The 20,419-nt window shown below is 38.0% G+C and carries 20 protein-coding genes; 1 reads left to right on the top strand and 19 read right to left on the bottom strand.

The features are described from left to right. Positions 1–23: 23 nt before the first annotated feature. Positions 24–398 (bottom strand): ArsR/SmtB family transcription factor, encoded by a 375-nt coding sequence (locus AB1279_RS21075; RefSeq protein ID WP_429760789.1) that lies wholly within the window; start codon positions 396–398, stop codon positions 24–26. Between the two features lie 148 nt (positions 399–546). On the opposite strand from AB1279_RS21075, the gene AB1279_RS21080 reads away from it, so the two are divergent. Further along, entirely contained in the window at positions 547–1,164 is a 618-nt protein-coding gene (locus AB1279_RS21080; RefSeq protein WP_429752299.1) for a class I SAM-dependent methyltransferase, read from the top strand. 30 nt (positions 1,165–1,194) lie between these two features. Here AB1279_RS21080 and AB1279_RS21085 read toward each other — a convergent pair whose 3' ends face one another. The 18 genes from AB1279_RS21085 to AB1279_RS21170 form a co-directional block, all read right to left on the bottom strand. After that, complete coding sequence (locus AB1279_RS21085; protein WP_429752301.1) at positions 1,195–1,755, bottom strand: class I SAM-dependent methyltransferase; 561 nt, start codon at positions 1,753–1,755, stop codon at positions 1,195–1,197. A gap of 113 nt (positions 1,756–1,868) precedes the next feature. Continuing rightward, positions 1,869–3,284 carry an amino acid permease gene (locus AB1279_RS21090; protein ID WP_429760791.1) on the bottom strand — a complete coding sequence of 472 codons (1,416 nt, stop codon included), beginning with the start codon at positions 3,282–3,284 and terminating at the stop codon, positions 1,869–1,871. Between the two features lie 88 nt (positions 3,285–3,372). Continuing rightward, entirely contained in the window at positions 3,373–4,506 is a 1,134-nt protein-coding gene (gene ald / locus AB1279_RS21095; protein WP_377882791.1) for an alanine dehydrogenase, read from the bottom strand. 707 nt (positions 4,507–5,213) lie between these two features. After that, positions 5,214–6,314, bottom strand: coding sequence for an ABC transporter ATP-binding protein (locus AB1279_RS21100; protein WP_429760792.1), 1,101 nt, complete (start codon positions 6,312–6,314; stop codon positions 5,214–5,216). A 40-nt stretch (positions 6,315–6,354) separates the two neighbouring features. Further along, positions 6,355–7,062: an HAD family hydrolase gene (locus AB1279_RS21105; protein WP_429760794.1), complete on the bottom strand. Its 708-nt coding sequence runs from the start codon at positions 7,060–7,062 to the stop codon at positions 6,355–6,357. After that, entirely contained in the window at positions 7,055–8,473 is a 1,419-nt protein-coding gene (locus AB1279_RS21110) for a CehA/McbA family metallohydrolase (RefSeq protein WP_429761522.1), read from the bottom strand. Before AB1279_RS21110 ends, AB1279_RS21105 begins: the two co-directional genes overlap by 8 nt. Positions 8,474–8,588: 115 nt before the next feature. After that, positions 8,589–9,950 carry an ABC transporter substrate-binding protein gene (locus AB1279_RS21115; protein ID WP_429760795.1) on the bottom strand — a complete coding sequence of 454 codons (1,362 nt, stop codon included), beginning with the start codon at positions 9,948–9,950 and terminating at the stop codon, positions 8,589–8,591. Positions 9,951–9,975: 25 nt separating this feature from the next. Then, a complete protein-coding gene (locus tag AB1279_RS21120; protein WP_429760796.1) occupies positions 9,976–10,803 on the bottom strand; it encodes a carbohydrate ABC transporter permease in 828 nt (275 codons plus the stop codon). 1 nt (position 10,804) lies between these two features. After that, a complete protein-coding gene (locus tag AB1279_RS21125; protein ID WP_429760798.1) occupies positions 10,805–11,671 on the bottom strand; it encodes a carbohydrate ABC transporter permease in 867 nt (288 codons plus the stop codon). 170 nt (positions 11,672–11,841) lie between these two features. Continuing rightward, positions 11,842–12,630 (bottom strand): DeoR/GlpR family DNA-binding transcription regulator, encoded by a 789-nt coding sequence (locus tag AB1279_RS21130; RefSeq protein ID WP_429760799.1) that lies wholly within the window; start codon positions 12,628–12,630, stop codon positions 11,842–11,844. 490 nt (positions 12,631–13,120) lie between these two features. Further along, the gene (locus AB1279_RS21135) at positions 13,121–13,909 is read right to left on the bottom strand and encodes a 2-keto-4-pentenoate hydratase (protein WP_429760801.1); all 789 of its coding nucleotides are present in this window, start codon (positions 13,907–13,909) and stop codon (positions 13,121–13,123) included. A 2-nt stretch (positions 13,910–13,911) separates the two neighbouring features. Continuing rightward, positions 13,912–14,940 carry a 4-hydroxy-2-oxovalerate aldolase gene (dmpG, locus tag AB1279_RS21140; RefSeq protein ID WP_429760803.1) on the bottom strand — a complete coding sequence of 343 codons (1,029 nt, stop codon included), beginning with the start codon at positions 14,938–14,940 and terminating at the stop codon, positions 13,912–13,914. Between the two features lie 24 nt (positions 14,941–14,964). After that, positions 14,965–15,864 (bottom strand): acetaldehyde dehydrogenase (acetylating), encoded by a 900-nt coding sequence (locus AB1279_RS21145; protein ID WP_429760804.1) that lies wholly within the window; start codon positions 15,862–15,864, stop codon positions 14,965–14,967. 15 nt (positions 15,865–15,879) lie between these two features. Continuing rightward, the gene (locus tag AB1279_RS21150; protein WP_429760805.1) at positions 15,880–16,659 is read right to left on the bottom strand and encodes a 2-keto-4-pentenoate hydratase; all 780 of its coding nucleotides are present in this window, start codon (positions 16,657–16,659) and stop codon (positions 15,880–15,882) included. A gap of 223 nt (positions 16,660–16,882) precedes the next feature. Beyond that, on the bottom strand, positions 16,883–18,349 hold the full coding sequence (locus AB1279_RS21155) for an aldehyde dehydrogenase (RefSeq protein ID WP_429760807.1): 1,467 nt from the start codon (positions 18,347–18,349) through the stop codon (positions 16,883–16,885). A 13-nt stretch (positions 18,350–18,362) separates the two neighbouring features. Next, positions 18,363–18,821 carry a RidA family protein gene (locus tag AB1279_RS21160; protein ID WP_098309001.1) on the bottom strand — a complete coding sequence of 153 codons (459 nt, stop codon included), beginning with the start codon at positions 18,819–18,821 and terminating at the stop codon, positions 18,363–18,365. Continuing rightward, positions 18,793–19,830 (bottom strand): amidohydrolase family protein, encoded by a 1,038-nt coding sequence (locus AB1279_RS21165; RefSeq protein ID WP_429761523.1) that lies wholly within the window; start codon positions 19,828–19,830, stop codon positions 18,793–18,795. The genes AB1279_RS21160 and AB1279_RS21165 overlap by 29 nt, the downstream gene beginning before the upstream one ends. Then, positions 19,821–20,360, bottom strand: coding sequence for a 3-hydroxyanthranilate 3,4-dioxygenase (locus AB1279_RS21170; RefSeq protein WP_429761524.1), 540 nt, complete (start codon positions 20,358–20,360; stop codon positions 19,821–19,823). Before AB1279_RS21170 ends, AB1279_RS21165 begins: the two co-directional genes overlap by 10 nt. Between the last annotated feature and the right edge of the window lie 59 nt (positions 20,361–20,419).

The raw sequence follows: 20,419 nt of genomic DNA on the forward strand, positions 1-20,419 counted from the left end.
TTTCCCTCCTTGTGTCTCTACTACTACTCTTCGTTTACATGCTCAAATGCCTGTTCGAAAATGCGAATGACATGATCGTCAGCAAGTGAATAGTACACTACTTTTCCTTCTTTACGATTTTTCACAAGCTTTGCTTGCTTTAATACACGTAATTGATGAGAAATAGACGATTGTGTCATTCCGAGTAAATATGCTAAATCACATACGCACAGCTCTGCTTCAAATAAAGCATGCAAAATACGTGTGCGTGTACGATCTCCTAATACTTTAAATAACTCTGCTACTTGACTTAAGCTATCATCTTGGGGAATTGTTTGTTGTACTTGTTCTACAATTTCTTGATGAATGACATTTTGTAAACACGTTTCTTCGGTTGTTTCTACTTTTTGTTCAGTCACAATAGCTCACCTCTTTATTTGAACATATGAACAATCATTCATATATGTTATACTTTTATTATATGAACGATTGCTCATATGTGTCAATAATTTCCGCTTTTATTTTTTGAACATTATATGTAAAAGTAAAAAAACTGGAGGAATTGTCATGAAAAATAAGCAAAATCAAAAAATTTATAAAATATTATCTAGCTTTTATGATTTGTTTATGCAAAACCGTTTCTTTATCAAAGCAAGAAAACGAGCACTTTCGCTTATACCTTTTACAGAAAATCAGAACATATTATTAGTTGGAGTTGGTACAGGACAAGATATTCCTCTTCTTCCGAAAGATACCCTCATCACTGGAATTGACCTCTCAGAACATATGCTAAAGCAAGCCAAAAGAAAGTATCCTTATTCTCATGTTACATATCAACAAATGAATGCCGAAGAGCTTACATTTCCAAATAATTCATTTGATGTCGTTATTTTAAATCTCATTTTAAGCGTTGTAGAACATCCTAATGCCGCGCTTTCAGAAGCGCGGCGCGTAATGAAGGAAGAAGGGACTATTGTAATTTTAGATAAGTTTCTTCCTGAAGAAAAACAACTACATACATCAAGGAAATTAATGAACTTTATTACCGAGCGACTTGGAACAAACATTAATCGTAAGTTGAGTAATATTATAGGAACGTTGCCACTCATCATCCAATACGAAGAGTCATCTATTTTGCATGGTAATTACCGCATTGTGCTTTTAAAATATAAAAAAAAGAACTGAATGAGATTTGCCCACCAGTTCTTTTTTCTTTTATTCAGACTTAACTGCATCGACAATTAATGAGACAAAACCAAGTTTCCCATCTTGATTGCGATGATCAAAGCGTTTTGATCGGTAAATAAAGCCTTCTTTTTCATTCCATTCATTATAATGAAATTCTCCATTTTCATCACAATACTCTAGTACATTTACTTCAAAACCAGCTTCTTCAAACATCGAAGTCATTGTTTTATAGTTATGAACAATTTTATGACTTGCAGCTGGATGATCTAGCGGTCCCGGCCCCCCGACTTGTACCCCAGCTTGATAATCTTCATCTGGAAAAAACGCATCTGGTACTGCACAGCGAATATAGCCGCCTGGCTGTAAGAATTCATAACAAACTTTCGCAGCTTCTATTCCCTCTTCATACGTTAAATGCTCCCACACATGCTCTGCCAAGATTGCTGCTATAGAGTTTGGAGCAAACTTTTTCATCCAATCTTCCCTTTTTAATAAATTCAGTTCATCTTCTTGTGTATGCAACCACCCTGGATTATTGTTATATCCTTCTGCTCCAACTACAACTCTTATTTCTTCTTTTACAAACATTATTTCTCCCCCTTTTACATCTTTCGACATAAAGGTTTCTATATACTTTCCTAAACTTCCTTCTAAAAACCAAAAAGCCTTGCACGCTCCTAAGCGTACAAGGCTTTCTCCCTTTAATTTGCTTGTTTTAAATGATCTTGCGAACTTTCATCTTCTTTTAAATGGCTATGTTTCTTAGAATACCCGAAGTATACAATAACACCTAATGCAAGCCATCCACCGAAGTATAACCATGTTGTCAATGGTAAGTTAACCATTAAGAATAAACAACATGCAATCGAAATGATTGGTAGTACTGGTACAAGCGGCACCATAAAACCGCGTTTTAAATTCGGATGTTTTTTACGAAGGATCAGTACTGCAATACCTACCATCAAAAATGTTAATAACGCTCCAATATTCGCTAAGTTTGACAATTCTTTCAAATCGACAAATCCGGCAATTAAAGCACCTCCGATACCTGTTAACCATGTTGAAAATACCGGTGCTTCTGTTTTTGGATTAATTTTTGCAAATGATTTCGGAAGTAAACCGTCACGGCTCATTGCAAAAAATACACGTGTTGTTGCATAAATGTAAGCAAAAATTACAGCCATGATACCAATTACTGCACCAATTGAGATAACACCTGCTACTTTATCCTGTCCAACAACTTCTAATACGTGAGACATCGCTTCTGGTACATTTAATTCTTTGTATGACACCATTCCTGTCATAACAAGACAAACTGCAATATAAATAACTGTACAAATTGCAAGTGAAGCAATAATACCAATCGGTAAATCACGCTGTGGATTTTTTACTTCTTCAGCCGAAGTTGCTAACGCATCAAACCCTAAGAAAGCAAAGAATACCGCAGCTCCCCCAGCGAAAATTCCACTTAAACCATAAGGTGCAAACGGTGTCCAGTTTGCTGGTTTTACATAGAACACACCAACTGCAATAAACAATATAACAATACCGAGTTTAATTAATACCATTGCATTATTTACACGTTTACTCTCTTTCGTACCACGAGATAGTAACCATGTTAATACTAACGTAATTACAATCGCTGGAAGGTTCACAATTCCGCCATGAGCTGGAATCGTTAACAATTGTTTCGGAATTTCTAATCCGAATCCACTCACTAAATTACTAAAGTAACCTGTCCAACCACCAGCTACTGCTGCTATTGTTACGACATACACTGCCAACAATGTCCATCCCATTAAATGAGCAATAAATTCTCCAATCGTTGCATATGCATACGTATATACACTCCCTGATACAGGTAGTGCTGTGGCAACCTCTGCATAACATAATGCCGCAAAGCCACAAACAATTGCTGCAATCATAAATGAGAAAATAACAGCTGGACCAGCATCTCTTGCGGCAACGATTCCAGTTAATACAAGAACGCCTGTACCGATAATCGCACCAATTCCTAACATTGTTAAGTCAAATGCCCCTAATGTTTTTGTCAAAGTCTTACCTTGACTTTGGCTTAACAATTGTGTCACAGATTTCTTTTTGAATAAGTTGGCCACTCTTCTTACCTCCTTCTAGTAAGAAGAGCTAAGAGGCATTTCTCTTAGCTCTTATCCTGATGCATGAAAATATTGTCCGATATTTAAATTAGCAAGATACTGCTTCTGCTTCTAATAATTCTTTTGCTGCTTTATATTCTACACCATGAGCTTCTGCAACTGCTTCAAATGTTACATAGCCTTCTAATGCGTTAATACCTTTTAATAATGCAGTGTTTTCTAAGCAAGCTTTTTTGTAGCCTTTGTTTGCGATTTGTACTGCATATGGTACTGTAACGTTTGTTAATGCAAGTGTAGATGTGCGTGGAACCGCACCAGGCATGTTTGCAACTGCATAGTGAACTACGCCGTGTTTTTCGTAAGTTGGGTTGTCATGAGTTGTAATACGGTCAGTAGTTTCAAAAATACCGCCTTGGTCGATTGCGATATCAACAACAACAGAACCTGGCTCCATAGATTTGATCATTTCTTCAGTTACAAGTTTTGGTGCTTTTGCTCCTGGAATTAATACTGCACCGATTACAAGATCAGACTCTTTTACAGCTTGTGCAATATTGTAAGGATTAGACATTAAAGTTGCTACTTGGTTGCCGAAAATATCATCTAATTGACGAAGACGCTCTGCACTTAAGTCGATAATTGTTACTTCAGCACCTAGACCAACTGCAATTTTAGCAGCATTTGTACCAGCTTGTCCACCACCGATAATTGTTACTTTACCGCGTTTTACTCCTGGAACACCCGCAAGTAAGATACCTTTTCCGCCTTTGTTTTTCTCAAGGAACTGTGCACCAAGTTGTGCTGCCATACGACCTGCAACTTCACTCATAGGTGCTAATAATGGTAAAGAACGATTTTCTAATTGAACTGTTTCGTAAGCGATTGCTACTACTTTATTTTCAATTAATGCTTTTGTTAATTCTGGTTCTGGAGCTAAGTGTAAGTAAGTGAATAACACTAAACCTTCACGGAAATATTTGTATTCGCTCGCAATTGGCTCTTTAACTTTCATTACCATTTCCATAGACCAAGCTTCTTCAGCTGTTTCTACGATTTTTGCTCCTGCTTCTACATATTGCTCATCAGTGAAACCAGATCCTAATCCTGCACCCTTTTGAATGAATACTTCGTGGTTGTTACGAATTAAATGTACAACACCAGCTGGTGTCATAGCTACACGGTTTTCGTTGTTTTTAATTTCTCCTGGTACCCCAATACGCATAATGAAATGCCCCCTTATAATTAACAGAAAAAAGCAATTCTTTTTTCTTTTTATAATAATTAATAACTTATGAATTTATTCTAGCATAACTTCATATTTATGAAAACGCTAACATATTTAAAAAGTAAAAGTCTTTATATTTCGAATAGTGTAAATATAAGGAATTATATTTATTTAAAAAGGGTGCATACTCTCTTTCTCTATTCTACCATTCTATTTTTATTATTCCCAGAAAATGCTCTAAAATAGACAAATATCAGAAGATTAATTTGGATTATATAGGTAAAACTTCAGAAATGGTTCTTTTAAATTCCTGTTTAACACCTTTACAAAAGCTTAGATTACATACTTACTCCTTTATCAGTATAATTCCCGAAACTAAATCAACTACTATGCTCATTACATTCAATTGAACAAAATCGCTTATAAAGCAGAGCATTATTATTGTATCTTTTTACATCAATCCGTGTTTTTAAAAGAATGCCAAGTATAGTTAAGTTACATCATATATAAGCTTCTATACGATTTCGAATAATTTTTTCTTACATCATCTGCATTTTCCGAAATAGTATCAGCTGCACCCTAATTTGGGCAACTGACGGAGGTTTCACCTTATTAAAAATTAAAGAAAGTAATCAACAACAAAGGCCTACCCAAGTTTGGGATAGGCCTTTGTTGAAATATTAATGACTGGTTCGTTGAATAATCTATAACACAATTCGTTTTTCAGTTTCAGAGTCAAAATAATGAACTTTGTCCATATTCAAAGCTAGATCCATCTCAGATTGACTATGCACATCAACTGAGGAATTAACACGCGCAACGAAGGATTGACCATTGATATTAGAATAAAGATATGTTTCTGATCCCATTAATTCTGACACATCAATCGTTACCGTTATCTTTGTATTATGAGGTGACTCTAAAAGTGTTTTGCCGTAATAAAAATCTTCTGGACGTATACCTATGATAATTTCTTTATTCACATAGCCTTTGTTTCGTAAACTCTTCATCTTCTCTTCTGGAACTTCAATTTTCCATTTATCAATCATAACAGCATTTTCTGTTAATGTTCCTTTGAAAAAGTTCATTCCAGGAGAACCAATAAAGCCTCCGACAAATACATTTTCTGGTTTTTCATAAACTTCTTTAGGTGTGCCAACTTGTTGAATGATACCGTCCTTTAATACAACTAAGCGTGTTGCCATTGTCATCGCTTCTATTTGATCATGCGTAACATACACGGTTGTTGTTTGCAGCTGTTGGTGTAACTTTGTAATCTCGGCACGCATTTGAACGCGCAGCTTCGCATCTAAGTTTGACAATGGCTCATCCATTAAGAAAACTTTTGCATTCCGAACAATCGCTCGACCTAATGCAACACGCTGACGTTGTCCACCAGAAAGTGCTTTTGGCTTTCGATCTAAATATTGCTCAAGTCCAAGGATTTGTGCCGCATGTTTCACACGTTGATCAATTTCCTCTTTACTATATTTTCGCAGCTTTAAGCCAAACGCCATGTTATCATAAACTGTCATATGTGGATAAAGAGCGTAGTTTTGAAAAACCATTGCGATATCTCGATCTTTCGGTGTAACATCATTTACACGCTCTCCATCAATATAAAAGTCTCCCTCTGAAATCTCCTCAAGTCCTGCAATCATACGTAATGTCGTCGATTTTCCGCATCCTGAAGGTCCAACCAAAACGATAAATTCCCCATCATTCACTTCTAGATTAAAATCTTTTACGATTGTCACATCATGATCATATTTCTTATAAATATTTTTGAATGATAGCTGAGCCATAATTGCCTCCTAGAATTTTAACTATTTTTAAAGTTTCACTTTATAAAATTTTTGTAATATCCTTCATACTGTCTAAAATATAATCCGCTTCGCCTTCTAAATCTTCCTTACTGCTTGCACCCGATAAAACGCCCACTACTTTAATATTGCTATTTCTTGCAAATTTAATGTCTGTTAGTGTATCGCCTACCATTAAAACATCTTCTTCATTCAGTGAAAATTTCTCTTTGAACATATAATAGAAATCACTTTCAGGCTTTGTCTTATGAACACCATCATCTGCACCTAAAAAGTCTACATAATCATATAATCCTGTCATTTTAAGTGAGTGAACAGCTGCATCAACGTCGTCTGCTGTAACAACCCCTATTACATATTTATGATCTTTTAAATATTTTAAGGTTTCCTTTGCACCTTTCACTTCTGTAAATACGAGATCATCTGCTGTAGAATGTTTTTTAAATAATGCACATACATGATCAATAAAACTCTCTTTATCCACATTTTGATTTTCTAATAACGAAAACCATGCAGCCGCAATAAAGTAATTTGTTTGACAAGCTAGTAAACTCGTACTCTCAAAATCATTATCACCCATACCAATAATTTTAAGGTATTCATTTCGTTTACTTTTTTCATTTGGATGCATTTGAAATATATCATCTAGCACACGATGAACAACCTTGTACCATACAGAATCTAGCTGTATGAGTGTTCCATCTTTATCAAAAATAATTCCTTTATTCACCTTCTGGTCCTCCTAAAACTTCATACCATGTTTTTATGCTCTGACGCTTAACGTTATTATGAATAGGATTTATAAACGCTACTAATTCATCATCTTCCCAACCTTCAACTCTAGCATATGCTCCTTCATTTAAAGAAAAGTCAAAAGCTACTTGGCTGCCAAATTCTTTTTCAATCACTTGGCCATTCACAATGAATCTCCACTCGCACGGTTTATCTGTATGAATGCTGTAACGAATATTTCCTTGCGCCTCGTCACCGACATAAATGGTTTTACCTTCGTTTTGAATAGCTATCTCTAATTTTCTAAATCGAGAAAAATAAATTCTGCCTCTTTGAATAGAATCTTTTAAGTTTTTCATGGATAAGCCATCACATAATACGTACGTTCCTGGGTCACCATAAATCGATGGGTCTTTAGATCCTGGGAATGTTTTAGATGGATGTAAATGAGAATCACTTCCGCCAATTCCCCAGATTTTAAGACCACTTAACCACATTTGATCGAAGAACTTTAAAGCTTCTAAAGTAGACGGTTTACTTTTGCTATAAGTTGGGTCACACATGATTTCCATTGTATGAATATTTTCTAGATCAATATCAATTTGATTCGTCCAAGGTTTCATAAATGGGTGATTCACACTAATTAAATAGCCTTTTTCTTTTATGAAAGAAAATAGTTCATCCATGCTTTTAGCGTTAAGCGATTCATCTAAATACTCTGTGAAGTTCACGTATTCTTTCATCCCGAACACATTGTAATGACCGTAAGGAGTTGTAAGTTCCATAGATGGTATGATCAATGTGCTTCCTTTTTGATAAGATGGCATAACGATATTGTGTTCCGTCGCATATAAAAAATCTAACTCCTGTTTTTCACATACGCTCATTGCCAGCTCGTCATCCATCTCGCCATCTGTTAAATCTGTGTGGACGTGAAAATCTCCTTTGTACCAACGATGCTCTTCATTCACTACTTTTTCAAAATCACGTTCCTGAATAAAAACATTTTCTTTGCAAAAATGCTCTCGATCATATTCTCGTTCTACCTCGTCATTCACCAATATATTTACCTGATAGTCCATTTCTCTTCCGGTAAACTTTAGTGCTTTATTTGCACAATGAGGGGTATATACTACTTCTAATTCCCAATTACCAGATGGTATTTCCCCTCCAACGCAACCAGCTGAACAAAAATTTGGATCTTTTGCAACAACTAGTTTTTCATCAACAATTGGCGTTTGATACTGTATACGTACATACCCATTAGGATCTCTCAAAATTAGTAAAAGCGGAATTTTTCGGCCGATCCCTTGATCGATAGTTAATGTAAAGTTGACAATGTCAGTTGAATCTATTTGGAAACAATGTTTATTTTTGACGAATGGAGAAAGAGTCATGGCACCTTTCATTTCAATCATGATTTCCACACCTTTTTTCTTTTTTTACTTACCAAAATATAGAGGAGAGGTACCTCTTTGATTCAAAAGCACCCCTCGTTTCTCTACAAACTAATTCATGGAAAATTTATTTCTGCTTTTTCAAAACTTTATCTAATTCTTCCTGCGCAACCTTAGCTGCTTCATCTAATGCTTGTTTTGCAGGGACGCCTTCAATTTCTACTTTATCCTTAGCTACATTTAATGCGTCATTGATTTTACCGCCTGTTGGATCCACAAATGGCGCAACTCCATATTTGTTAGCTTGCTCTAATGGAACTAATGCTTGTGGTTGTTTTTTAACAAATTCAGCATAAGGAGCATAATCTGTTACATGGTTACGAACAGGGATATAGCCTGTTGCCATTGACCATTCAGCCGTTTTCTCAGTGCTTGTGGCAAATTTCATAAAGTCATATGCACCTTTTGCTACTTCTGGATCAACATTTCTCGTTAATGTGAATAAATAACTTTCTAATTTTGGTGCTGGTTTATTATTACCCCAAGCTGGTTGTGGTACTGCTCCAAATGTGTCAAGGCGTTCTTGCTCAGTCATTCCTTTACCTAACGATTTAAATACAAATCCTTGGTCACCAGATGAGCCTGTAAATCCTAACGTTCTACCTTCAACTAAATCAATGATTGTTTTATCCCAATATTCCCATCCAGTTCCACCTGAATTAATCTTCATAATTTTATCTTGGTGAAGCCATGTACGGAATTTTTCCCACACTGTAACCCAAGTGTCATCGTTGATTAATACTTTTGTTCCATCTTCACTTAATACATTTCCTCCAGCACTGCGAACCGCATCAATTAAGTTTGACGTACCCCACATCGGCATCCAACCTGCGTATGTTACATTTCCGCTTGCGTCACGTTTTGCTACTTTTTTCGCTACTTTTTCTACACCTTCCCACGTCTTTAAATCGTCAGGTGTAAAGCCATTTTCCGCTAACACTTTTTTATTGTAATAAAAGATTTGAGTTGTACCGTAAAAAGGAATTCCATATAATTTCCCATCAATTGTCGCTTGATCCATAAAACCTTTTCCGTAATCTTCTTTGTTAAATTGCTTATCATCTTTAACATATTGATCTAAAGGTACAATTAACTTTTTCTTCGCATATTCTTGCACAACGTCTGAACCTAACAATGCAATTGCCTCTTGGTTATTCGCTGCAAATCCACTTTGAAGCTTTTGATAAGACTCATCGTAGTTACCTGCTTTTGTTGTTTTCACTACATATTTGTTTTGACTTTTATTGTATTCCTCGACAATCTTATCTACTTTGTCTGCAAGTGAACCACCTACACCATTAATAAACGGAACAACAATCTTATCTCCTTCTTTACTTACTTTGACGGTACTTCCTGTTCCACCTGAACAGCCTGCAAGTGCACCAACAAATAAGGACAAAACTGTTAAAAGCATTAATAATTTTCTCATCCCGAATGTCTCCTTTAATGTTTAGTTAGCCTTTTATTCCTGAATCAGTAACGCCTGAGAGGAACCATTTTTGTAAAACTAAAAATACGATTAAGAGCGGCACTGTGGCGATTGTACTTGCAACCATAATGTGCGACCAATCTCGGCCTAAAGAACTATTAATGAAATAATCAGCAATTCCGTTAGTAATTAATTTTTTGTGGCCATCATTCAATATAAGAGCTGGCCAAATATAGTTATTATAATTACCGATAAATGTAACTAAACCTAATGTTACAAATGATGATCGCGTCATCGGAAAAACAATCTTCCAAAGAATACGCCAATCACTTGCTCCATCAATTTTGGCTGCTTCTACTGTTTCATAACCAACCTTGTGGAATGATTGTTTTAAATAGAAAATACCGAATACACTAACAGCCATAGTAATCATGTATCCAAAGTGTGAATTAAGTAAGCCCATTTTTCCTAACATCACATATACCGGAACATAAGATACAGCCCCAGGAATCATGTACGTTGCCATAACAACACTAAATGTCAAGTTCTTTCCTTTGAACTTATAAAATGCCAACATATAAGCAAAGAGTGCAGAAGAAACAAGTACATAGATCGTGATAAGGAAAGAGGTATAAAAACTATTAAATATATACGTGCCAAATGGAAGAGTGTCTAATACTTGACGATAATTTTCCCAGTGAAATTGCGTAGGCCAAAAACCTCCTTGTAATACTTCACTGGACGTTTTAAACGAACCAAGTACCATCCATATGAATGGAAAGACAAACACAATACTTGATAGGATCAAAAAGATATGCTTTAGAATTAATGGCTTCTTTTTCGTATCATTCATCTTAATAGTTCACCCACTTGTCACCTACTATCTTGTTTATAACGGATAGCAGAATTGTAATGATTAATATAATAAATGCGATTGCCGTTGCAGACCCCATATCGAACTGTTCAAACGCTTGTTGGAAGAATAAGTAAAGTAACGTTCGTGTCGAACCGCTCGGTCCACCTTGTGTTAAAATTTTAATTTGATCATAAGCCTGCACCGAAGTAATGATATTGACAACAACTAAGAAGAATGTTGTTGGTGAAACCATCGGTAGTGTTACATATCGAAATTTCTGCCATGCATTTGCTCCATCAATACTAGCAGCTTCATACAAGCTATCTGGTACTTTCTCTAGTGCACCGATATAGAAAAGCATCGTCCATCCAACTAGTTTCCATACCGTTACAATAATGACCGCTAGCATCGCTGTATGACTACTCTTCAGCCAGTCCAAACCCGGTATCCCGAAAAATTCTAGCACCTTATTGATAGCTCCAAATTGAGGTTCATATAGAAGTGACCATACAATGGATACAGCTACCGTTGGCGTTACCCAAGGTGAAAAAATCATTAATTGATAAATTGCAGAACCTCTGAACTTCTTTCGGAAGAATAATGCTAAACCTAAACCTAATACAATCGTTGGAACGACTGTCCCAATTCCAAAATAAAGAGTATTTAACAATGCCTGTATAAAAGAATCCTGCGTAAACAAATTCATATAGTTATTTAAACCAACAAAATTAAAGCCATTGGTCATGAAATCCCAGTCTGTAAAACTAATACCCAAACTAATGAAATTCGGAATGATCCAAAACAATATTAGAGGTATTCCAACCGGTAATAAAAAGAACACAGCTTTTGATAATTTTATTTGCATTCTCGCACCTCCTAATTCATATTGTACGGGCACATTATTAATACAATGTTGTTCTTATGTTAATGAATTGTAAAATCAACATAATACCCAAGTAAAACAATACATTTACAAAAAACATAACAAAAAAGACTATTTCTCATTAAGAAATAGTCTACTTTAAGATGTTCTTTCTATACCGTTATTACTTCAATCCCTTTACTTAATAGAGCGGTTTGCCATTTTTCATCGAGTTTAGCATTTGTATACAGCGCATCGATATCCTCAAAATTTCCGCTTTTATAAAACTTTGTTAAATTAAACTTTGACTCATCTATCATCATCACAACTTGTTTTGCATTTTTCTTTAATTGCTGAAAAACTTGCGCATCCTCAATATACGAACACGTCAGCTCCTTTTCTAAAGAAATTCCATCACATGAAGCAAATAACTTATTAACAGTAAATTGATCAAGATAATTTAACATCATTTCTCCAGACAATGCTAATGAATTTGAGTTTAGCATTCCACCAAATACTATTAATTTGCAATCAAATGAATGATACTGCTCTTTAAGCTCAATAACTTTATTAACAGCTGGTATCGAGTTTGTTAGAATCGTCAAGTTCTTTTTATCATGTATAAAATCTAAAATTTGCATCGTGGTTGTCCCAATTTCAATTGCGATAATATCATTATCTTCTACTAATTTACTTGCTTCCATAGCAATTTTTCGTTTTTCTTCAATATTCTCAGATCGACGTTTATCAAAATAGAATTCAATAGTATGATCTTTTTTCTTAACTGCACCACCATGTATTTTTGTAAGCTTACCTTCCTTATGCATCATATCTAAATCTCTTCGAATTGTTTCTGTGGTAACATTTAACGCTTTAGCTAAATCATTTACCATTACCCGATTGTATTTTTCTAACTCATCAAGTATGTATTTTCTTCGTTCAAATTGTGTATAAGATTTCATCCAATTCACACCTCTTTGTATTACACAAAATATACATATTTCTAGAAATGCTTATAAAGATTACAATAATACTTTTAGAATGACACTATCTATAGTAGTATTAAAAAAATCATCTTTCTTCAGTGCATCTTACTCATTTACTTAAAGTATAGTGTAACTAGTAGTAACTAGCCAATACTTTCGTTGAAAACATTCCAAAGGGCACATCACATAGTTTGAAAGGAATGTCTCATTGCTTTGCTAAAATATTTCGTGGAACAGAAGTCATCCTACTCAATTCATAAAATTATGACCGTAAATCTCTATATATCCTAAATGAATTTTCAACATGAAGTTGAATTTCGTCCATCGCCAGCTTTCGAGAAAGCTGGCGATGGACGAAATTCATATCAAACTCATAAATTGTTTTTATATAATATAACAAATGGTTGGTGCTTAGCGAAAAATACTAAGCACCAACCATTTTTATACACAATTAAACATTGTCGTCCTATTTGCAAGTAAATGAAACGCTTCCTAGTTCTGCAAATTGGGCAAAAATTGAATCACCCGGTTGGAAGGAGATCGCTTCCGATATAGCTCCGCTTAGCACGATATCTCCTTTCTTTAAGCCCTTTCCGATTTCTCCAAGCTTATTAACCGCCCAGGCAACAGAGGTAGCAGGATGGCCTAAGACAGCAGCACTTGCTCCTACCGTAGCCACTTCTCCATTTTTAGACATAACCATTCCCAAATTAGCCAAGTCCAGCCCAGCAGGTGACAGCCACTTGTTTCCTACTATAAAGCGGGACGAAGAACAATTATCTGCAATAACATCTGCAAGAGTAAATTTAAAATTTAAATACCTGCTATCAATGATTTCGATCGCCGGCGCCACATATTGGGTTACACGCAAAACATCTACTGCTGTAATGTTAGTTCCCTGAAGATCTTCATTGATAAAGAAGGCAATTTCCGGTTCTGCCTTTGGATGGATGAGTTGATTGAAATCAATAGGTTCCCATTCCAAGGCTAGCATATCATCCGTCAAATATCCGTAAATAGCCTCGTGAACACCCATCATCTGCTGCTTAGCTTTACTTGTAAGACCAAGTTTCAATCCAATTCGCCTTGCACCCTCTTGTTCTTTTCTTTGAATCAACTTTTCCTGTAACACATACGCTTCCTCAAAAGTCAAATTCGGGTATTTATCCGTGATTTTTACGACTTCCCGGCGTTCCTTTTCCGCTGACAAAAGATAATCAACAATTTCCATATCTGCTCCTTGCACAATTGTCATTTTTACACCTCCACTTTTTGGGCTTTCGCCAATTCGGCTGCCACATCAAGGATCATGTCTTCTTGACCCCCAACCACGTTTCTCTTTCCAAGTTCAATTAGGATATCCCTTGGGTCAAGGCCAAACCGTTTGCTCGCCCGTTCCGCGTGAAGAAGGAAGCTGGAGTAAACACCGGCATACCCCAGAACCAAACTTCCTTTATTAATCTCCTGTGGTCGAGGAAGCAAAGGGCCCACAATATTCTCAGCAGCATCCATCATTTTGTAAAGGTCCATTCCTACATCGATTCCCATTCGATCCAATACAGCTAATAAGACTTCCGTCTGTGTATTTCCCGCTCCCGCTCCTAAACAGCGAATACTGCCATCAATTCGCGTTGCACCCTCTTCAATGGCCACAAGGGTATTGGCAACGGCAACAGATAAATTATTATGTCCGTGAAAACCAATCTCAATGTCTAGGGAATTACGAAGGGCGCTGATTCGTTCACGAACTTGATCAGGCAAAAGAGCACCGGCCGAATCGGTCACATACACCGCTTGAGCACCATAACTTTCCATCAATTTGGCTTGTTCCACTAACTTCTCTACAGGAGCCATATGAGCCATCATAAGAAATCCTAATGTTTCCATTCCGAGCTCCCGTGCCTTACCAATATGCTGAGCTGATACATCTGCTTCTGTTACATGTGTCGCTACTCTAACCAACCCTGCTCCGAGTTCCCTCGCCTGCTTCAAATCATGAACAGTACCGATTCCCGGCAGCAACAGGACCGCAACCTTCGCCTGCTTACACTCTTCTACAGCAGCTTCAATCAATTTCATTTCATCAACAAGAGAACGGCCGTATTGAAGTGTCGAACCTCCTAATCCATCACCATGACTAACCTCAATATAGTGCATGCCTGCATCATCCAGTGCACGAGTAACTTTACGAACCTGTTCCTCCGTATATTGATGTGCCATAACATGGCTTCCGTCGCGTAAACATACTTCCGTAATTTTTATAGGTTTATCGCTTTTACGATTCATCGGTGATCACCTCTTCCTTTCTGACTATTCTTCATTTGCAGCAATTCCAACGGTTTTCTTATTCAAAATATCGCGTGCAAAATCCTCGGCTACGCGTGTCGCTGCAGCAGTCATAATATCCAAATTCCCCGCATATTTCGGGAAGTAATCTCCTGCTCCTTCTACCTCAAGGAAAACCGTCACTCGATCTTCATCAAATAAAGGTTCCTGTTTGAGTTGATACCCCGGCACATATCGCTGCACAGTTTTCACCATGTCATAAATGGACTTGCGAATTGCTTCTTTATCCATATTCTTTACTTCACAGTAGACTGTGTCGCGCATGAGAATTGGAGGCTCTGCCGGGTTTAGGATGATGATTGCCTTTCCTCGATCGGCACCTCCCACTTCTTCAATTCCACGGCGTGTCGTAATCGTAAACTCATCAATATTAGCACGCGTTCCCGGTCCTGCGCTTTTACTTGAAATGGTAGCGACAATTTCAGCATATGATACATCAGCTACACGATTAACAGCGTGTACAATTGGAATTGTCGCCTGTCCACCACATGTAATCATGTTGACATTCTCAGCATCCAGGCTGGCACCCAAATTGACAGCCGGACTCACAAATGGCCCCCTAGCAGCAGGAGTAAGATCAATTGCAAGTTTCCCCAATTCTTTAAGGATTTTCGCATGTCTGACATGCGTCTTGGCTGATGTCGCATCAAACACAATATGCGCCAAATCAGGATTATCCACTAAGCCTTGAATTCCGTTCGCTAACACATGGTAACCTCGCTCTTTTGCCCGTTTCAATCCATCGGATTCAGGATCGATGCCAATCATGGTGGTCAATTCGATTACTTCGCTTCTTTCGAGCTTATACATAAGGTCCGTACCGATATTGCCTGAACCGATAATAGCCGCTTTAATTTTACTCACAATAACAACCTCCCTTTACTCAAATGTTACAGAAACAGAACCAAGAGGACCGAAGTAGGCTGAAATGGTATCCCCTTGCTTAACGGTCAGTGCACCGGAAAGGGCTCCAGGAAGTATTAATTCTCCCGCTTTAAGTCCAATACCAAACTCGTACAATTTATTCGCTAACCATGCGACAGCCTGTGCCGGATGTCCAAGTGCTGCAGCTCCTGCACCCGTTGCTACCAGTTCATCATTGTTATAAAGAACCATCCCTACACTTCGCAAATCCAAACCATCGACCGTACTCAGCTTGTTTCCTACAACTACTTTGGCTGAAGAACCATTGTCAGCGACGGTATCCACCAATTGAATCTTCCAATCCTCAATGCGGCTATCAATAATCTCAATTGTTGGTACTACATACTTAGTAGCCATCAATACATCAAGATAGTTGACATTCGGGCCTATCAAGTCTTGACCGAGAATGAAACCAATTTCCGCCTCTACTTTCGGACTAACCAAATCACTTATTTTTACGACCTCACCATCAGATACCTGCATATCATCAAATAAATGACCATAATCAGGTTCATCGACCCCAAGCATTTCCTGCATAGCTATACTCGTCAGCCCTACTTTTTTACCAATAATTTGACGCCCTTCTTTTCTCTTTTTCTCCATGACTGCCAGCTGAATTTCGTAAGCGTCCGTAGTATTTAATTCGGAATATCGCTGCGTAAGAGGGGCAATTGGATGTTTGCTTCGCTCCGCTTCTATCAATTCATTCGCAAGTTCTTCAATTAATAGTTTCATATATTTGCTCCTTCCTTGTTTGCTTAGATACATAAAAAGTGGCTTATAGGCCACCTTTTATGTTTTGAAATTTATCCCGCATTAACGGGCAGTAAGACCCCCACCTCAAGATTCAGAGAGAAGCAAAGAAGATAGGTGGGGGATAACTGTCCATAAAAGCCCGATTGGTTCAACTAACCGTCAGTGGGGGATGAAGAAAACCCCCACTGACGGAAGTTTCACTTTATAACTTCATTGTTATAGTTTTCGCTTCAGTGTAGAATTCAAAGCTATGGCGTCCGCCTTCCCTGCCAATTCCGCTCGCCTTCGATCCTCCGAAAGGCGTTCTTAAATCCCTATGGTACCAACAATTGATCCATAGCAATCCTGAATTTACTCGAGATGCTACACGATTAGCACGCCGTAAATCATTTGTCCAAACGACACCCGCAAGACCATAAATAGAGTCATTTGCAATTTGGATCGCTTGTTCTTCTGTTTTGAACGGAATCACAACTAGTACAGGACCAAAAATTTCTTCTTGCGCTATCCTCATCTTGTTATCTACATCATAGAAAACAGTCGGCTCGTAGAAATTCCCTTCAGTCAATCCTTCAACCCGCTTACCGCCAATAGCAAGCTTCGCACCTTCAGAAATCCCGATTTGTACATAATTATCCACTGTTTCCAGATGACCACGGGAAACAAGAGCACCCATATCTGTATCTTCATCCAATGGATTTCCAACTTTAATCTTTCTCACAGCCTCAACAAACTTTTCTAGGAATTTATCATACACACTTTCTTGTACTAATAAGCGAGATCCAGCTAAGCATATTTCTCCTTGATTCCTAAAAATGGCCTCAATTGAACCTTTTACTGCCTCATCCAGGTCTGCATCTTCAAAAACAATGTTAGCTGACTTTCCACCTAATTCAAGTGATACAGGAATTAACTGGGAAGCTGCATTCTTCATAACCGTTTTTCCAGTAGTAGTTTCCCCAACGAAAGAAATCCGTCGAACATGAGGGTGAGTCGTCATTGCTGTACCAACCGTCCCACCTGGACCTGTAATAATATTCAATACCCCCGGAGGAAGACCTGCTTCATTAGCAATCTCCCCTAACATCACAGCACTGAGAGGAGTATAAGAAGCTGGCTTCACGACCACGGTATTCCCGGCAGCTAATGCTGCGGATGCCTTCCAAGTCATTTGCATAAAAGGAAGGTTCCATGGAATAATCAAGCTCGTTACACCTGCTGGTGCATATTTCGAATAGCTCATGTGCTTAGATTGATCATAATGTTCGTGATTGATATATTTGGCCATTTCGGCAAAGAAACGTAGATTAGATGCCGCTCTAGGAATATCAAAACCTCGGCTCTCTTTAATTGGTTTCCCTACATCAAGCGTTTCAATCATAGCTAACTCATCGACTCTTTCCATCACAAGATCAGACATTCTGCAAAGGATTTTTGATCTCTCTTCAACCGGCATTTCGCTCCAAATACCGCTTTCAAACGTGCGCTGAGCCACTGTAATTGCCTTTTCAACATCTTGCTCATTTGCATTCGCCACGGATGCTAACTTTCGATTGGTCGAAGGATCGATCGTATCGAATGTCTCTCCGGAAATCGAGTCTATATATTCGCCATTAATAAATAGCTTTGCATCCTTGATTTTTATTTGATTTTCTAAAATCTTGCTCATACGATCCCTCCTCCTATTCCTCAATCTCTAAAATCATTTCAATTTCAACAGCTGTATTGTTCGGCAATTGAGCCATTCCTACTGCAGAGCGGCCATGCTTCCCTTTTTCTCCGAATACTTTCACAAGCAAGTCAGAAGCCCCATCCATCACTTTAGGCTGAGACGTAAAATCTTCCGTACTATTCACAAATCCAAGAATTTTGACAACACGCTTCACTTTGCTTAATCCGCCCAGTTCATGGCTAACAGCACTCAATAAATTTAGCATCGATTGACGGGCGGCCAGATACCCCTCTTCAACTGTCAAATCTCTTCCCAATTTCCCATGATATTGGTCAACACCCTGTCCAGCTGTAAACAATAAGTTTCCTGTCCGTACGCAGCTCACGTAATTTCCTACCGCAGAACGAACGGGCGACAGCGTTAATCCCATTTCCTTTAATCTACTCTCCGGCGTTTGCACTGTTGGCATAGACAGCTCCTCTTTTCTTCTTTTCAATATTTAAAAACTTGGCAGCATTGCCGCCCAGCATATCTGCTTTTTGCTGCTCTGTTAATTCAATCGTTTCATCGATGACTTTTCCAGGGTCGATTTCACGAAGCAAAAACGGATAATCCGAACCCATGAAAATCTTCTCATGTCCGAAACGCTCAATCATGTATTTAATATTTAGTGGGTCATAATTTAACGAATCAAAATAAAACTGCTTTGCATAGTGACTTGGAGGATGTGTCGTCAACCGTAAATGCGGCCATACTTCCCACCCTTTATCTAATCGCGGAAGTATGTACGGGAAGGATCCGCCTCCATGCGCAAAACAAACTTTCAATCTCGGAAACTTCTCCATGATACCGCTCCATGCTAACGTCGCCGCAGCAAGAGCCGTTTCACTCGGCATCCCTACTGTATACATGAAATTATGATTCGGCATTCGATCACGGCCTAACGTTTCCCATGGATGAATAAAAAGAGGCACTTCCCACTTCTCAGCCATTTCGAAAAATTCGATGAAGGAAGGATCATCTAAATTTTGGCCGTTTACATTCGTACCGATTTCAATCCCATGCAGCTGTAATTCGTTCATGCAGCGTTCCATCTCTTTTACAGCGGTTGGTCCATCCTGCATCGGAACCGTTCCTAATCCAACGAAGCGATCGGGATACTTGGCAACCGTTTCGGCAATGAAGTCATTTTGAATTCGTGCCATTTCCGCCGCATGCTTCGGCTCCGCCCAATAAGAAAAAGTAACAGGAATCGGTGACAATACTTGAATGTCTACCCCTTCACGATCCATATCCGCTATACGTTTTTCAGGACACCACACCTGATCGGTTACATCGCGGAAGTTCTTTCCTCCCACCATAATAGATGCACCGCACGTACATGTCCGTTGCAGCACCGGCCAGCGTTCCCCTCCATACTTCTCTGCAAAGTCCGGAAAGCTTTCTGGAATAATATGTGTATGAAAATCTATTCGCATTTCCATTCACTCGCTTCCGGCGACATAACATGTCCGCAATGTTTGCATGTTCGTAATTCCAGGCTGCCATTGAACTGGTTGATGGCTTCCTTTACTTGAACTTCAATGTTAGTTAATTGCACACTAACCCGATGCATTTCAGAATCACACTCATCGCAGAACCATACAAAATCCTCTAATTCCCCTTCATTCCTGTTACGTTCTATAACAATACCGATTGTATCAGCAACTCGGTGCGGGGAATGGGGAACATTCGGAGGGAGTAAAAATACTTCTCCTTCTTTTACAGTGATTACTTCTCGCTTTCCTTCTTCATTAATAATTTCAACGTAACAATCCCCTTGTAGTTGATAGAAAATTTCCGCTGAGGGATCTACATGAAAATCACGTCGTTTATTCGGACCTCCGAGTACCATAAACATTAACTCTGAATCTTTCCATATCACTTTATTATTTACTGGTGGTTTTAGCTGATCTTTATTTTCCTCGATAAATTTCCACAAATGAATCGGTTTGAATGCACTCGTCATTTTCATCGTTTTATACACTCCTCATATCATTTAATATTGGCTGTATTTCTTGACACTTT

The sequence above is a fragment of the Bacillus sp. S14(2024) genome, from assembly GCF_050473785.1.
In the GTDB taxonomy this organism is placed as follows: Bacteria; Bacillota; Bacilli; order Bacillales; family Bacillaceae_G; genus Bacillus_A; species Bacillus_A yunxiaonensis.

Bases quoted from the DNA above. Each gene is read 5' to 3' on its own strand.
- AB1279_RS21120 (WP_429760796.1), bottom strand. From the start codon at position 10,803: ATGAATGATACGAAAAAGAAGCCATTAATTCTAAAGCATATCTTTTTG.
- AB1279_RS21155 (WP_429760807.1), bottom strand. From the start codon at position 18,349: ATGAGCAAGATTTTAGAAAATCAAATAAAAATCAAGGATGCAAAGCTA.
- AB1279_RS21130 (WP_429760799.1), bottom strand. From the start codon at position 12,630: ATGAAATCTTATACACAATTTGAACGAAGAAAATACATACTTGATGAG.
- AB1279_RS21100 (WP_429760792.1), bottom strand. From the start codon at position 6,314: ATGGCTCAGCTATCATTCAAAAATATTTATAAGAAATATGATCATGAT.
- AB1279_RS21150 (WP_429760805.1), bottom strand. From the start codon at position 16,659: ATGAAACTATTAATTGAAGAACTTGCGAATGAATTGATAGAAGCGGAG.
- AB1279_RS21135 (WP_429760801.1), bottom strand. From the start codon at position 13,909: ATGACAATTGTGCAAGGAGCAGATATGGAAATTGTTGATTATCTTTTG.
- AB1279_RS21085 (WP_429752301.1), bottom strand. From the start codon at position 1,755: ATGTTTGTAAAAGAAGAAATAAGAGTTGTAGTTGGAGCAGAAGGATAT.
- dmpG (WP_429760803.1), bottom strand. From the start codon at position 14,940: ATGAATCGTAAAAGCGATAAACCTATAAAAATTACGGAAGTATGTTTA.
- AB1279_RS21110 (WP_429761522.1), bottom strand. From the start codon at position 8,473: ATGAAAGGTGCCATGACTCTTTCTCCATTCGTCAAAAATAAACATTGT.
- AB1279_RS21170 (WP_429761524.1), bottom strand. From the start codon at position 20,360: ATGACGAGTGCATTCAAACCGATTCATTTGTGGAAATTTATCGAGGAA.
- AB1279_RS21165 (WP_429761523.1), bottom strand. From the start codon at position 19,830: ATGCGAATAGATTTTCATACACATATTATTCCAGAAAGCTTTCCGGAC.
- AB1279_RS21080 (WP_429752299.1), top strand. From the start codon at position 547: ATGAAAAATAAGCAAAATCAAAAAATTTATAAAATATTATCTAGCTTT.
- ald (WP_377882791.1), bottom strand. From the start codon at position 4,506: ATGCGTATTGGGGTACCAGGAGAAATTAAAAACAACGAAAACCGTGTA.
- AB1279_RS21160 (WP_098309001.1), bottom strand. From the start codon at position 18,821: ATGCCAACAGTGCAAACGCCGGAGAGTAGATTAAAGGAAATGGGATTA.
- AB1279_RS21125 (WP_429760798.1), bottom strand. From the start codon at position 11,671: ATGCAAATAAAATTATCAAAAGCTGTGTTCTTTTTATTACCGGTTGGA.
- AB1279_RS21115 (WP_429760795.1), bottom strand. From the start codon at position 9,950: ATGAGAAAATTATTAATGCTTTTAACAGTTTTGTCCTTATTTGTTGGT.